Origin of the sequence: Rickettsia endosymbiont of Hedychridium roseum, assembly GCF_964028255.1 — a bacterium.
Classification (GTDB): Bacteria; Pseudomonadota; Alphaproteobacteria; order Rickettsiales; family Rickettsiaceae; genus Rickettsia; species Rickettsia asembonensis.
In genome coordinates this window covers 761,787-777,364 of record NZ_OZ034753.1, presented here as the reverse complement: position 1 = coordinate 777,364, position 15,578 = coordinate 761,787, and the positions used below count along the sequence as shown (strand labels likewise).

The following is a 15,578-nucleotide window of genomic DNA, read 5'->3' as shown; positions in this document are numbered from 1 at the left end:
GAAAGGTTAGATGCAAAACGCAAATGTAACAATTAAGACCGATAATAATAACTTTGAGAAAATTTATTGGCATGCAATCAATTGGCAAGAAGTTAATAAAAAGGTTAATAATCTTCGTAGACGTATCTATAGGGCATCTGCAAATGGTAACATGAAATTAGTACGTAGTTTACAGAAATTGATGTTGAAATCAAGATCAAATAAATTACTTGCTATAAGACGTATTACCCAAATCAATCGAGGGCGAAGAAGCCCTGGTATTGATAAAATAGTTGTTAATACAGATAAAGAAAGAAATTTGTTAATGGAGAAGTTAGCAAATAATAATCTATCATCTGTTAAACCGATCAAGCGTGTGTATATTCCCAAACGAAAAGGCAAACTTAGACCTTTAGGTTTACCTATTATTTTGGATAGATGTATGCAAGCTGTTGTTAAATCAGCACTTGAACCATTTTGGGAAGCTAAGTTTGAAGGGAGTAGTTACGGCTTTAGACCTGGACGCAGCACCCGCGATGCAATACAGAGAATTTCTGCTATTGTTTGCCCTGGCACAACCAGGGGATGGATACTGGACGCTTATATTAAAGGTGCATTTGATAATATTAATCATAATTTTCTTTTAAAAATTATAGGAAATTTTCCAGCACGAAATTGGATTAAAGCATGGCTTAAATCTGGCGTGATGGAAGAATATCAATTCACCAAAACAACAGTTGGAACTCCTCAAGGGGGAGTAATCAGTCCCTTACTTTTAAATACAGCTCTTCATGGAATGGAAGACATACTTAACATAACTTATGATAAATATGATCATCTCCATCCAAAATCTGAATATGCTTTAGTAAAATACGCTGATGATTTTATAGTTTGTCCAAAATCTGAAAGCTCTTGTATTAAAGCAAAGAAGATAATTAACGATTGGCTAAATATTAGAGGATTAGCATTATCAGAAGAAAAGACTAAGATACTTCATATTAAAGAAGGGTTTGATTTTCTGGGATTTAATATCCGGCAATATAATACCAAGAGTAGAAGAAGAGGTATAACACTACTAGTTAAACCATCCAAAGATACTATTAAATCATTTAAAAAGCGAATAATGATTGAATGGAAAAGAAGCTTCTCATGGGAAATTGATAGGATAATTGAAAACCTTAATCCTAGAATAATGGGATGGTGCAGTTATTTTAACAAAGTTATAGCCAAAAGAACTTTTATCCAACTAGATCGTTGGATGTGGATGCGACAAGCAAGATTTGCTTGTAGAAGACATCCTAATAAATACTGGTGGTGGCTTAAAGAGAAGTATTGGGGCAGAATCAAAGCTCGAAATGATAATTGGGTCTTTATGGATAAAAGTAAAGATCTATATCTATGGAAATTACAATGGACAGCAATCAAAAGGCATATTCTAGTTAAAGGCAAAGCATCTCCTGATAATCCAGAACTTAAGGAATACTGGCAAAAACGTCAAGCTAGTAAACCAAAGTACTTCTTTAAAACTAGACAGAGCTCTGTTTGTTTAGATTCAATAGATAATGGAGAAAATGTGCAAGTCCATCATAAAAGACCTACAAGATGTGGTGGCACTGACCATATTAACAATTTGTGCTTATTGCATACAAACTGTCATAGGCAAGTATAGCAAGCGAGGCCAACTAATTGCAGCTGTTAGTAAATTGCTTGAGCCGTATGCATAGCAATATGCTTGTACGGTTCTTTGGGAGGAAAGCACGCTAAGTGCCTACCTACCCGCTTCTCCCTGTTTTTACAAACAAGGAGAGAACTCTCCTCTCTGCTACTTCTTTATAGGTTTTGAATAATGGTAATCATCTTTATTTATTTTTATTGATCTTAGTTTGCTGGTTCGGTTAGGTATGGTGATATTTGGATTTTGAATAGATTGCTATTTTATTATTATGCTGGCTTTGCAAGCTTAAAAGTTGTATCTAACATTGATCTATTTAAGAAAAAAATTTGCAGAATTTCTTAGCACTTATAATTATGATGTTGACTTCCATAATTTATTGATGATTCATGATGATTATAACAATCAAAAATAAAATTATCTCTATGGATAATGTCATAAAACGTAGATTAAAATTAGAACAAAAAAAAGTTCAAATTATTACTGAAGAAGCAAGACTTAAAATTCAAGAAAGAAAAGCTCGTACCCGTCGTTTAATTGAAATCGGCGGCTTAGTTGTTAAAGCTAAACTTGATGATTTACCCACTAACAGTTTACTAGGAGCTTTTGTTTCTTTAAAAGAAAAATTAATACAAAATCCTAATATCCAAGATCAGTGGACTAAAATCGGCAAAAATATTTTTGATAATCACGAATTAAGATAATTTAATATTAATATCATATATAAAATTTTTAATATTTAAATTAAGGAGTAGATAAATTGTATATCATCTGATACCATTATATAGTATTTAAAACAGTCAAGTAATGATAGAATATATTAAACATAATGAAGGAACATTTACTTCATTAACAACAGAACAAAAAAAAGCTGTAGGATTATTATCAATTGGAACATTTTTAGAATATTTTGATCTGATGCTATATGTTCATATGACAGTTTTATTAAATGAATTATTTTTTCCTAAGGCAGACCCTCATACTCAAGCCATTTACTCTGCTTTTGCATTTTGTTCCACTTATGTGATGAGACCTGTTGGAGCCATAATTTTTGGCTTAGTTGGTGACATAATTGGTCGTAAAGCAACTGTAATTATTACTACATTCTTAATGTCGTCTTCATGTTTTGCAATGGCCCTTGTCCCAACTTATGCTGAGAAAGGACTAATTGCTACTGTGATAGTTATAACATGTCGTATTATTCAAGGTCTATCTTCTATGGGTGAAATAGTTGGAGCACAACTATACTTACTAGAAATAACAAAACCTCCTATACAATACCCTATTGTTTTAATGACATCAGTATTTGCTAATTTAGGTGGAATTATAGCCTTAGCTGTTGCATCTTTAGTAACCTCATTTGGATTTAATTGGCGTATAGCGTTTTTGCTTGGAACTATAATAGCAATTGTTGGAGCAGTTGCCAGAACTGCTTTACGGGAAACTCCTGAATTTGCTGATGCAAAACGTCGTGTTAAGAAAAATATTACTTTAATACAAAAAACTACAGATAATCCATTAAAAGATAATCTTATTTACAATGAAAGAGTCAATCTAAAAACAGTCTTCTTTTTATTATTAATATCATGTGGTTGGCCAATATGTTTTTATTTTACTTATATTTATTGTGGTGAAATTTTAAAAAATTCTTTTAATTTTACAGCAGAACAGGTTATTCATCACAATTTCATTGTAGCAATAGTAAATTTTTGTGCTTACTTAATATTAACTTATTTAAGTTATATTATATACCCATTAAAAATTCTTAAGATTAAATTAGTAATATTTTTTATTTTTGCTCTAATTTGCCCTTATTTACTAAATAATATTACTACTTCTGTTCATTTGTTATTAATTCAATCATTTGTAATGTTATTTTTTCTTAGTAGCCAATCCAGCTATGCCAATTTTTCTAAAGCATTTTCCAGTTTTTAAACGATTTAGAACAGCAAGTATAATTTTTGCTTTATCGACTGTTTCCATGAATATTATTATATCTTTTGGTCTTGTATATTTAACAAAATATTTTGGCCATTGGGGAATACAAATGATACTATTGCCAATAATAATAGGATTTACACTTGGATTAAATTATTTCAATAATTTAGAAAAAAATAAAACATCATGTTTATTTTAGAAACAAAAATAGAAGAATTTATTTTAAATAATTCAGATCTAAAAGATGTTCATGCTGCGACCATATTCGCTTTTGATGATAAAAAATTAATAACATCATTTTTTGGTAAAACACGATCTGAATCAGGTAAGTCAGAAGAAAATAATAGCATTTGGATCAGTTTAGGATTTAAAAGTAATAATCATTATCAATGGACTACTCCAGAAAGAATCGTTTCACCGCAATATTTCCGTGATCATCATATCCCTCTAAAGCAAGATAATGGGATAATCAGTTGTGGAAATCCAGTAATTACTTTCTTTAATAATCAGTTACTCATTTTTAGTAAAATTGGACCTTATCCAAGAACATGGAGTGGAATATTATCTCGTTCTTATGATCAGGGATTAACATGGCAAAAACCAGAACTATTACATGGTATTCTAGGACCAGCACGTAATAAGCCACTAATTTATGAAAATAATATTTTATCTCCGTGTTCTCGAGAAAGTTGTATTGATGATTTTTCATATATAGAATATTCATCAGATTTACATACATGGAATTTAAGTAATACTATATTACCATCCAACCCTCAAATTTTTCAAAAGGGTTACAGAGGTTTTATACAGCCAACTTTAGTTAGTAGTAATTTACCAAATAAAATCATAATGTTAGTAAGACCTAGAAAAACTGATTCCTTAATGTCTACTTACATACACAGATCAATATCCATAAATAATGGAATATATTGGAGGAGTCAGTCATATAATTTGTGTAAGTTAAAAAAAAAGCAGATAAAGAATTACTGTAAGAAATAACGACTTAACCAAAGGAAAATATGGCTAAAAAATTAGAACAAGAGACAGCAAAAACAAATATAAATAATGAACTAGTAGAAGAGCTATTATCGCAAGCTAATCCTTCTGAGCTATTTGGTAAAGATGGACTGTTTCAGCAACTAAAGAAGCGTCTAGTAGAAAGAATATTGGAAAGTGAACTAAATCATGAATTAGGATATTCTAGGCATAGCAAAGTAGCGAAGATAGATAGCAATCGTAGGAATGGTACAACAGAAAAAACAATAATAGACGAGAGCGGTCAAAAAATAGTAATTGATGTACCACGTGATAGAGATAGTGAGTTTGAACCGCAACTAATCCCTAAAGGAGTTAGAAGATTTTCCGGATTTGATGATACGGTTATTTCCCTCTACGCTCGAGGTATGACTATGAGCGAGATACAATCACATTTAGAAGAAATCTACCATACAGAAGTTTCCAAGGAGCTTATCTCTACCATTACCGATGGAGTAATGGAAGATGTAATAAGATGGCAGAACAGAGCTTTAGATAGGATATATCCGATTGTTTATTTAGACTGTATAATGGTAAAAGCAAGAGATAATAATATGGTTATAAATAAAGCTGTTTACCTTGCTATTGCAGTTAATACAGAAGGTAAGAAAGAGTTGCTTGGTATTTGGATTAGCAAAAATGAAGGTGCAAAATTTTGGATGCAAGTTGTAACCGAGCTAAAAAATCGAGGTATAGAACAAATTTATGTAGCATGTATTGATGGGCTTAAAGGCTTTAGAGATGCTATAAACAGTATCTTTCCAAATACTATAGTACAACTTTGTATCGTGCATATGGTTCGTAATTCTGTAAAATATGTTTCTTATAAAGATCTTAAAGAAGTAACGGCTGACTTAAAACAAATCTATACAGCAAATAATGAGAGCATGGCAAATTTAGCATTAGAAGAGTTTGCTAAAAAATGGGATAGCAAATATCCGGTTATTTCTGATATATGGAAACGTAATTGAACTGGAATAGTGCCTTTTTTTGCCTTTCCAGAAGAAATTAGAAGGGTCATCTATACTACTAATACGATTGAATCGGTAAATCGTCAAATCCGTAAAATTATCAAAAATAAGGGAGTTTTTCCAGATGATAAATCTATTACAAAAATCGTCTTTCTGGCTCTAAAAAATGCTGCAAAAAAATGGACCATGCCCATTAGAGAATGGTCCCTTGCTTTAAATCAATTTGAGATACTTTGCGGAGATTTTAAATATGAATTATTAGAAAATGAATTTTAGATACTTACACAAAATTTATGATTGACTCTATTGGAGTAATTTAGAACCAGTAAACTTATTAAACCCTGATAGTGCCATTGATGCCATTAATTTAGGTGATGATACATTACTACTTACATATAATCGAGTAATCAATAATCATAAATCACGAAATATATTAAGTGTAGCTACATCCTATGATGAGGGGGTAATTTGGCACCCTATCACTATTAGAAATTCTATCTATTCTGAAGGGGATATAGAATATAGTAACATCCTATCTGAAGAATATTCATATCCTGCTATTATTATGAGTCCTGATAACAATGAAATTCATGTAATATATACATTTAATAGAATTAACCTAAAGCATAAAGTATTTCAATTACTACCAAAATAATCTATTCTATAAATAATCAAGTAGTATGCTAAATTACATTTATAGCTTCAGTGTTGTGTTTAAAATAACTCCAAAATTTTCTAGGATTATTAGTGAACAATGTATTTTCCTTTAATCTATTTTGATGTGTAGCATTTAAACATAATCGATAAAAGTGTTTTTCTAATGATGAAATTCCAAGGTAAGGCATCAAAACAATAAAACTTATTAAAGTTTCATTTATAATTTTTTTAGCTTTTTCAGGAGATTTAGCACCTATTGTCTGTATATTATGCAGTCTATCAAATAACTTTATCAGAAGTATATCATGTTTCTTCTCTTTGTATAACATCTCTACCATTTCAGCAGAACTACTCTTTATACCATTCTTCTTAATCCTCGTCAAATCCATTACTTGATTGGCTATCTTCTCTCCAAATTCTTGTAATATTTTCTCCTTGGTAAGTTCTGTATCCTCTATAGTATCATGCAATATACTAGTTACTAGTATATCTGTTCTAAATAAGTAATCTGATATCATATATGCTACTTCTATCGGATGTGAATAAAATGGTTCTCCTGATTGACGCATCTGACTACCATGATATTTCTTAGCATAGTATATAGCTTTCTTTACCTCCAATACACTCACTGGTGGTACTTTTACTACACTATTTAAATATATTACTTTATCTAATAACTTCTTAGCATAAATACATATCTCAAAATTTGTTTGATAACCTTCTATCTTTTTCATTAATGCTTATTAATTATTTTCAATACTTTTTACCTAAATTTTCCAAGTAATCCTATATCTTTTGATTATATAATTATATTATATATATAACAGCTGTGATTTCTCCACCAGCATATGATCCAACAAAAAAGTCAGTTTTTCATACCTACCACTATGCTCGTTCAGCAACATTGTTATCAATCTCTATTTTACCATTATCTAAAAACCTCATTACAGAGTTGCCTCATTATTTAGAGAACATAAGCAATAGCTCTATTCTTGGCATTTTTTTAAGTAGTATATGATACAATATCTCCTGTTAACTCTGTTGGTTTTATAAAAAAGTTATCTTGTTGAACCGTAAAAACAAATTCATTATTAACAAAACAGTTATTTTATTGTTGTTTATCTTGTATACCAACATCATAATTACTGAGTCTTGTTAAACCATCTATTGGTATAACAGCATCAAAGGATTTTATTATTATTAGATCTCTTGCGAAACTAGAGTTTAAAGAATAAAAGTTAGTTGTAACTTCATATACTTTGATCTTACATTATAACTATGTCTATAAATCACACATTTTTTCCACTATATTCCACAATTTAACTGATACGTAAATCACCGCACAAATTGATTATACTGTCTGTCTGATCATCTGGTAACATTGTTTCTAAATTAATGTCTGCACCGCCTAATATGAAAGATTTTAAAATATTACAATTGTTAAACTCCATAATACTGTTTAATACTGTTTCACCACTATTATTTTTAGTATTGACATCAGCACCATTGTGAATTAGCAATGATACTAAATCTAAGCTATCAAATATAACAGCATAGTGTAATGGTGTTTCACCACTATTATTTTTAGCATTGACATCAGCACCATAGACCATTAGCAATGATACTAACGCTAAGTTATCAGACTCAACAGCATAGTGTAATGCTGTTAGACCATCATCAGTTTTAGCATTGACATCAGCACCACGAACCATTAGCAAAGATACTAAATCTAAGCTACCCAAGTCAACAGCAAAGTGTAATATTGTTTCACCACTATTAGTTTTAGCATTAACATCAATACCCTTGTGAATTAACAAAGATACTAAATTTAAGTTACCAGATTCAACAGCATAGTGTAATGCTGTTAGACCATCATCAGTTTTAGTATTGATATCAGTACCATTGTGAATTAGCAAAGATACTAAATTTAAGTTACCAGACTCAGCAGCAAAGTGTAATATTGTTTCGCCACTATTAGTTTTAGCATGAATATCAGCTTTATTTTTAATCAACCAATTTACTAAATTTAAGTTACCAGACTTAGCAGCAAAGTGTAATATTGTTTCGCCACTATTAGTTTTAGCATGAATATCAGCTTTATTTTTAATCAACCAATTTACTAAATTTAAGTTACCAGACTTAGCAGCAAAGTGTAATATTGTTTCGCCACTATTAGTTTTAGCATGAATATCAGCTTTATTTTTAATCAACCAATTTACTAAATTTAAGTTACCAGACTCAGCAGCAAAGTGTAATATTGTTTCGCCACTATTAGTTTTAGTATGAATATCAGCTTTATTTTTAATCAACCAATTTACTAAATTTAAGTTACCAGACTTAGCAGCAAAGTGTAATATTGTTTTAGCATTATTGACATTAGCACCCTTGTGAATTAGCAAAGATACTAAATCTAAGTTACCAGACTCAACAGCATAGTGTAATGCTGTTAGACCATTATCGGTTTTAGCATTAACATCAGCACCATAGGCAATTAGTAAGTATACTAAATCTGGGCTACCATAATCAACTGCAGAACATAATATTGTTTCACCACTATTAGTTTTAGCATTAACATCAGCACCATGGGAAATTAGCAATTGTACTAAATGTAAGTTACCATCATAAACTGCATAGTGTAATGCTGTTAGACCATTATCAGTTTTAGCATTAACATCAGCACCATAGGCAATTAGTAAGTATACTAAATCTGAGCTACCAAAACTAACAGCATAGTGTAATACTGTTTCACCATTATCGGTTTTAGCATGAATATTAGTTTGATTTTCAATCAACCACTTTACTAAGTATAAGTTACCAGACTTAACAGCATAGTGCAATGGTGTTTCGATACGATCAGTTTTAGCATTAACATCAGCACCATTTTTAGCTAATAATTTCGCTGAATCTAAGTTACCATTCTTAGCAGCACAGTGTAATGATATTACACCATGACAATTTGTAGCATTAGGATTAGCACCATGTGTGATTAATAATGGCACTGATTCTACACAGCCAAGTTGAAGTCCAAGATGTAATAACTGGTCCTTATTACTATCTGATATATCATTTATTCTCTTATTCAGCTCTGATGGATCTACTAATAAGGTTATTATAGGAAGCATTTGAGTAATGTTTGTGTTTATAGTAGTTGATAAAAATTCCTTTTGACCATATTGTTCCAAAACAACTTTATCGTTTATGGTAGCCAATAATGTATTGTATGTTGTGTTAATTATATCTGTTTTTGGTGAGGGTGGCTTAAATATTGATCTGATATTGGAATCTTCATGTCTCTTTGTATAAGTTATAGTTGCCGGAAAAGAACATTCAGCTAATATTGGTTTGTAAGTGATATTAATAAAAACACTATTATGTTCGAATAATAGATTACTTGCCGGAATCTGTACTACTGCTAAAGGTACTAATTTATATTCTAAAATGTTACTCAAATTGAGATTTATATTTAGAGAAAAGTCGTAATGTATAGTATTAATGTCTTTTATCAAAAGTGATAAATTATTATTATAATACGTTATATATTCTGGGGTGGTAGTCTGAGACAATGTGCATGTTGTAGTGTTATTGACAACAAAATGAGTACTATGTTGAGTGTGGGTAAATGAAGCAAAAGTATTATAAGTACTCACGTTATTGATTATTTTACTGGTAATAGTTACGATGCTTATATCAACATTGAGTATCCTATTACTATAACTTAATGTAATATTACATAATATTATACTGACATTATTATTAGTACGAGATACATAATACTTATTTGCTTTATAAGTGTGATGTGCACTACCGTATTGTGTTTGCCTATGCATAGTGGTAGAGCGTATTTGAAGTTCAATATTACCTTTATTACTACCACCTGATATGACTAAATGTATTGATTGATATCCATTCTTCTTGGGATATCTAATATAATCAACAAAACATGATTTGACAGTATTATAATGTAGATGAATTAATTTAGAGAAATCGTAACATGCTTTTTTATTGGGTACAATTGCTCTAAAAGCTAAAATATCATTAAGTGCTGTAATATGAATATCTTTAACAAGTGTTTTTACCCATATAGAATATGGAGACTTAATTCTGTAGCTTAGGTTAGCTTTTATATTTAGTTTTCTAAATATATTTCTGAATTGCTGTTCTATATTGTGAATTATATTATCTATGTCAGGATATAGCCAATTCATATAATGAAGAATTCTATTACGTTCTTCAGGATATTGAATCTTAAAACATAAATCTTGTAAAAGATAAGCAAGGTCATTGTGTGCTGTATATGATAAAAGATACGGAATATAACAATTAGTGAGGATCTCTGATATATGCTGAGCATTGGTGTTATTATACTCAAGGTTAAAGATACTCACCTTATGTAATAATGGCACAAGCACAGTTAATACCGCCGTTTCCTGTAGTTTGGAATTAATAGTTAATAACAGCTTCTGGAAATGAATATATTGCTCAGCATATGGTTTATAGTGAATAGTAGATAATTTATTAATAACATCAACTAGATATATAATATTATTATTAAAATGATTATAATCTTCTAGATTAAGATGTTGTATATTTTCATGTAATAGTACTGCTGTGAATGAGGAAGAATCTAGTTGCAATGCTTTTGTAATGGTATGTATTTGGTCAGGATAGGTTGTTTTATCGGAGCAGTATTTATGGTATAACTCTAAAGCTTGATTAATGCATGAATTATTGGTGATATTTTGATATAACATTATTTACTTAAGCATCTGTGAAAGTATTGCAAGATAAAAAATTTTTAACCACACTATAAAATCGGCTCTGGATATATAAGTGTGTAAATTCTAAAATAGGCATTAAATTCGCCCCTCAAATTTTATCAAAAAGTGAGCCATGGCCTCTCCCCAATTTTGGATAGGCATATTTCATTTTCGCGTAATATAGTCAATTGTCAAGTACAAAGTCTTAAATACAGAGTCGTCGTTAGGAAAACCCCTTTTGTTATTAGTAACCTTGCGTAATTGACTATTGACTATTTAAACCTTCGATTGCATTGGTTGTATAAATGATACGCCTAATCACTTCTGGGTATTGTAAAAAAATTATCAAATTCTGCCAATTATTTTGCCATGATTTTGCAATATGTGGGTACTGTTTGCCCCATTTCATATCAAAATCAGATAAGGCAGTAAGTGCTTCATCCTCAGTGATAGAGCTGTATACTAGCTTCAAATCTGCTGCAAGTTCTTTACGATCTTTATAGCTTACATATGACAAACTATTTCTGATTTGATGTACAATGCACAGCTGATGCTCAGTTTGTGGATATACTGCAGATATCGCCTCACTCATGCCCGTTAGATTATCGCTACAAGCAATTAAGATATCTTTTAATCCCCTGTCTTTCATTTCAGTAAAATTATTTAACCAAAATTTAGCTCCCTCATTCTCGCTAATACACAAGCCTAAAATATCTTTCCTTCCGGTTAAATCTACACCTAAAGCTACATATACTGCCTTATTGATAATTCTCTTATCTTGACGTACTTTAACTATAAGTGCATCAAAATATACTATAGCATATATGGCTTCCAGAGGCCTATTCTGCCAACTCCTGACCTCATCCATAACATTATCGGTAACCCGACTAATAAGGCTTTCACTGTTCTCTGCACCATATAGCTCATGAATCTGAATCTTAATGTCAGAGAGGCTCATCCCTTTAGCATATAAGGATAATATCTTCTGATCTAATCCATCAATCCTAGTCTGACGCTTTGGCACTAGTACAGGAGAAAATTCAGCATTTCTATCACGTGGTACTTCAAGTTCCAATACTCCACCTTCAGTAATTAGGCTTTTTTTGCATACACCATTTCTACTATTGTCAGTCTCTATCCTGCCATATTTGTTATAGACAAGATGCTCATCCATCTCAGCTTTTAAGGCTCTTTCAAATATATTTTTAGTTAACTGCTTTAATATCCCGTCTTTGGCAAAAAAACTCGTTAAATCAGTATCTTTATCTATTAGCAAATCTACTGCTTGTTTTATCTTCTCTTGGTTACTGTTACTCATGTTATTCCTGATAAATTATATTATTGTTAATATAACCTATCCTAGAAATTTACACACTTAGTGAGACAGCACCATAAAATCTATATCCTGAAATCGTAATACTTTCATTCTGAAATAAAAATTTTATCTTGCAACACTCTCAGTACATTTAATTTTTTGTAATTTGCAGCTATATTTAAGCAATGTGTATATAATTGCCTTGCAACTCTCGGTACCTTGAGATAAGTAGCAATAGTTAAGAAAAATTGTAAAGTCTCTAAAATTATTTTCCATCCTTTCTCAGGAATTTTAGCTCCGACTGTTTGTATATTATGTAATCGATCAAATAATTTAATTAATAGCAACTCTTTTTTCTTTTGCTGATATAATATTTTAACTATTTCTGCTGAACTAATTTTTTTATCATTTTTAACTCGTGTTAAATCTTCAACTTGATTAGCAATCTTATGGCCAAATTCTTGTATAATCATTTCTTTAGTAAGTAACGTATCTTCAATACAATCATGCAATATGCTAGTTACTATAATATCTGTTCTAAATAAATAATCAGAAACCATATATGCTACTTCTAAAGGATGTGAATAATAAAATTCTCCTGTTTCTCGCTTTTGCCTGTCATGATACTTTTTAGCAAAATATATTGCTTTTTTAATTTTATTAAGATCAACTTTGTTTCTAGAAATCTTATTAATGAGCATGAGCTTAGTTAATAGTCTTGTACTATATCGGCAATTTGATAGATCTGTAATTTTTACTTTGTCTAGCTCAATATCTATAGGTTTTAACTTTCCTATAATAGGATCTATAGTTTTTTGATGATTTTCTTGACTTTTTGCCATATATCCTTCCTTACTATAATTTACTTAAGTGTAGCAAGTGAAGCACAATAATCAAGAAAATTATCATTAGACCTCTTTCGAAACTCTCTTATGGTTAAGAATTTGAATGCAACACGAAGCACAAAACCTCAACATAAATATACTGTGCGTGTGGATTCGAGCACCGGACCAACGTATAAATTATCATCAAAAGTAGAGTTTCGAAAGAGGTCTATTATCATACATAATTATCAAAACCTTATCAATATCAACATTATGTATCATAAATCAGATCATCAAGGAGAGGTAACTTAATTGGTATATTACAGACGATAGTAGTACTTTTACCTTTTTCACTCGTTACTTCAATCTCTCCATTTAGCTCACTAATTAGACGTTTTACAAAACTTAATCCTGATCCAAGTCCATGATATTGCGTAGCAACATCAAATTTATCAATCTTTTCATGAAGATGTTGCCTGATTTCTTTAGATAAACCAACACCACTATCATGCACCATAAATTGGAATACCATTTCTCTATTTTGTTGTTCTGATTCTGATAATGCAGGACTAGTAGCAAACATGTTCACTGTTACCACAACTTTTCCTTCTTTAGTAAATTTAATAGCGTTATCTATTAACTGTTCTAATATTGCTCCTATTCTATAAGTATCACTAATTATAGCATTTGTTAAATCATACTGAAAATTACAAGATAAATTTAATCCTTTACGTTGAGCTATTGGCATCGCTTTATCAATAATCTTATTTACCAACTGTTTTGGATCAAACTTATTTAAAACTATAGGAGGTAGTCCTGAATTATTTTGTAGGTAACTAATTATGTTGTTATAATAATCCAGTAATTCTTCAGCACAATTTACAACACTAGCTAAATAATCCTTTTTTTCAGGATTATCTTCTATTTCATAAAGAGCTGTTACTAATGAAAAAATCCCATTACATGGAATCTTTAATCCATGTACCATATTTTGAACTACATCTCTTTTAAATAACTCAGATTCTTTCAATTTATTATTTGCTTCTTGTAATTCTAATTTATATTTAATTATATCAGTATAATTTGTAATCGTCGAGTTAATGATATTCTCTTCTTGCTGATATGGTATTAATGTGACAGATATGGGAGATAATTGAAGATTCCAATTTGTTTTAGTAAGATTAGTAATATTATGATTATCTTTTGGTTGATTTTGATTATTAATTGTCATAGCATTTCCTTGCTGTTAAAGTTAAGAAAACAGCTCAGAGGTTAAAGTGTTAAAATTTTGTAGTTTTTTAATTTAACCTCTGAACCAGAGTTGCACCACGGCCGCTCTTAACAAGGACAGATATCACCACAATATTATGAAGTACAGAGGATTTAAGAGCTTTTATGACAGATTTTTATACAATTGGGCAAACAGCTGCACAAATGAGACAGACTTAAAATATAATATTTGTTAGCCATATTCTTTATCAATTATACATAGATAAAAATAACACTAAGTGATGCTATAATAAATACTAAAATCCTTTTGAATATGCTGTTTTGCTCGCATTTAAGCCTCTTTTCTGATATAATCTTTAGTAGAAAATAAAGATAAATAACAAATTATGTCAGTAAAGAACTTAGATAAACCACAACCATTCCTGCAATGGGTGGGTGGTAAAAGAAAAATCGTTGATCAATTAGTTAAATTTATTCCTGAAAGACTAAACAACTACTATGAACCATTTCTTGGTGGTGGAGCTTTATTCTTTCATGTACGAGATAAATTTAAACAATGCTATTTATCTGATATTAACCTTGAGCTAGTAACGTCCTATAACGTAGTTAAGACAAATCCTGATGCGGTTAGTAAATTACTAGACTTACATAAAGCAAAGCACTCTAAAGAGCATTATTATCAAGTGAGAGCTAATAATGATAGTAGTGATCCAATAAAAATTACTGCAAGATTTATTTATCTTAATAGATATTCATTTAAAGGTATTTACCGGATTAATATTGATGGCAAACCAGCTCAAACTTTCTCTGGTAGGAATTATAGCAAATCTGATATTGCGTCTAGACTAAAGCAATGTAGTAGCTTACTTGCTGGCACATCCATTTGTGCTATAGATTTTTCTTTTATTGAACCACAACAAGATGATTTTGTTTATTTTGATCCTCCTTATCATAAATCAGGTGAGAAATTCTATACTAGATTGCCATTTGATGAAAATGAGCAAACTAGACTTAGAGATTTTGCTCTAGAGCTAAACAATAAAAATGTTAAAATAATGATTTCTAATAGCGACACTCCTTTTATTAGAAACTTATACAAGAATTTCAATATTAAGATTATTAAAGTTAAATATTCTATGCCTGAGCACAATAAAATATCTGATGAAGTAGTTATTACAAATTATCAATGACCACAATAGC

General features: G+C 30.3%; 10 protein-coding genes and 3 pseudogenes. 7 read left to right on the top strand and 6 right to left on the bottom strand.

The window, feature by feature from the left end; all coding sequences use genetic code 11:
• Positions 1-10 precede the first annotated feature (10 nt).
• The 6 genes and pseudogenes from ltrA to AC5587_RS04560 all read left to right on the top strand — a co-directional run bounded on the left by ltrA (position 11) and on the right by AC5587_RS04560 (position 6,250).
• On the top strand, positions 11-1,648 hold the full coding sequence (ltrA, locus tag AC5587_RS04585; protein WP_499161905.1) for a group II intron reverse transcriptase/maturase: 1,638 nt from the start codon (positions 11-13) through the stop codon (positions 1,646-1,648).
• A 428-nt stretch (positions 1,649-2,076) separates the two neighbouring features.
• Positions 2,077-2,355 carry a conjugal transfer protein TraD gene (locus AC5587_RS04580; RefSeq protein WP_266234755.1) on the top strand — a complete coding sequence of 93 codons (279 nt, stop codon included), beginning with the start codon at positions 2,077-2,079 and terminating at the stop codon, positions 2,353-2,355.
• A 103-nt stretch (positions 2,356-2,458) separates the two neighbouring features.
• Positions 2,459-3,788: pseudogene (locus tag AC5587_RS04575) on the top strand (MFS transporter).
• Positions 3,776-4,588: an exo-alpha-sialidase gene (locus AC5587_RS04570; RefSeq protein ID WP_499161903.1), complete on the top strand. Its 813-nt coding sequence runs from the start codon at positions 3,776-3,778 to the stop codon at positions 4,586-4,588. Before AC5587_RS04575 ends, AC5587_RS04570 begins: the two are co-directional and overlap by 13 nt.
• 20 nt (positions 4,589-4,608) lie before the next feature.
• Positions 4,609-5,871, top strand: a pseudogene (locus AC5587_RS04565) (IS256 family transposase).
• A gap of 76 nt (positions 5,872-5,947) precedes the next feature.
• Positions 5,948-6,250 carry an exo-alpha-sialidase gene (locus AC5587_RS04560; RefSeq protein ID WP_499162993.1) on the top strand — a complete coding sequence of 101 codons (303 nt, stop codon included), beginning with the start codon at positions 5,948-5,950 and terminating at the stop codon, positions 6,248-6,250.
• 28 nt (positions 6,251-6,278) lie between these two features.
• Here AC5587_RS04560 and AC5587_RS04555 read toward each other — a convergent pair whose 3' ends face one another.
• From AC5587_RS04555 to AC5587_RS04530, 6 genes and pseudogenes are all read right to left on the bottom strand, one after another.
• Entirely contained in the window at positions 6,279-6,986 is a 708-nt protein-coding gene (locus tag AC5587_RS04555) for an HD domain-containing protein (RefSeq protein ID WP_499161901.1), read from the bottom strand.
• A gap of 151 nt (positions 6,987-7,137) precedes the next feature.
• Positions 7,138-7,197: a hypothetical protein gene (locus AC5587_RS04550; RefSeq protein ID WP_134820363.1), complete on the bottom strand. Its 60-nt coding sequence runs from the start codon at positions 7,195-7,197 to the stop codon at positions 7,138-7,140.
• Between the two features lie 374 nt (positions 7,198-7,571).
• Positions 7,572-11,003: an ankyrin repeat domain-containing protein gene (locus AC5587_RS04545; protein WP_499161900.1), complete on the bottom strand. Its 3,432-nt coding sequence runs from the start codon at positions 11,001-11,003 to the stop codon at positions 7,572-7,574.
• A 102-nt stretch (positions 11,004-11,105) separates the two neighbouring features.
• Positions 11,106-12,327, bottom strand: a pseudogene (locus tag AC5587_RS04540) (IS256 family transposase).
• 104 nt (positions 12,328-12,431) lie between these two features.
• Positions 12,432-13,166, bottom strand: a complete 735-nt coding sequence (locus AC5587_RS04535) for an HD domain-containing protein (RefSeq protein WP_499161898.1) — start codon at positions 13,164-13,166, stop codon at positions 12,432-12,434.
• 253 nt (positions 13,167-13,419) lie between these two features.
• Positions 13,420-14,379 carry a sensor histidine kinase gene (locus AC5587_RS04530; protein ID WP_499161897.1) on the bottom strand — a complete coding sequence of 320 codons (960 nt, stop codon included), beginning with the start codon at positions 14,377-14,379 and terminating at the stop codon, positions 13,420-13,422.
• Between the two features lie 385 nt (positions 14,380-14,764).
• On the opposite strand from AC5587_RS04530, the gene AC5587_RS04525 reads away from it, so the two are divergent.
• Positions 14,765-15,568, top strand: a complete 804-nt coding sequence (locus AC5587_RS04525; protein ID WP_499161895.1) for a DNA adenine methylase — start codon at positions 14,765-14,767, stop codon at positions 15,566-15,568.
• Positions 15,569-15,578: the final 10 nt, after the last annotated feature.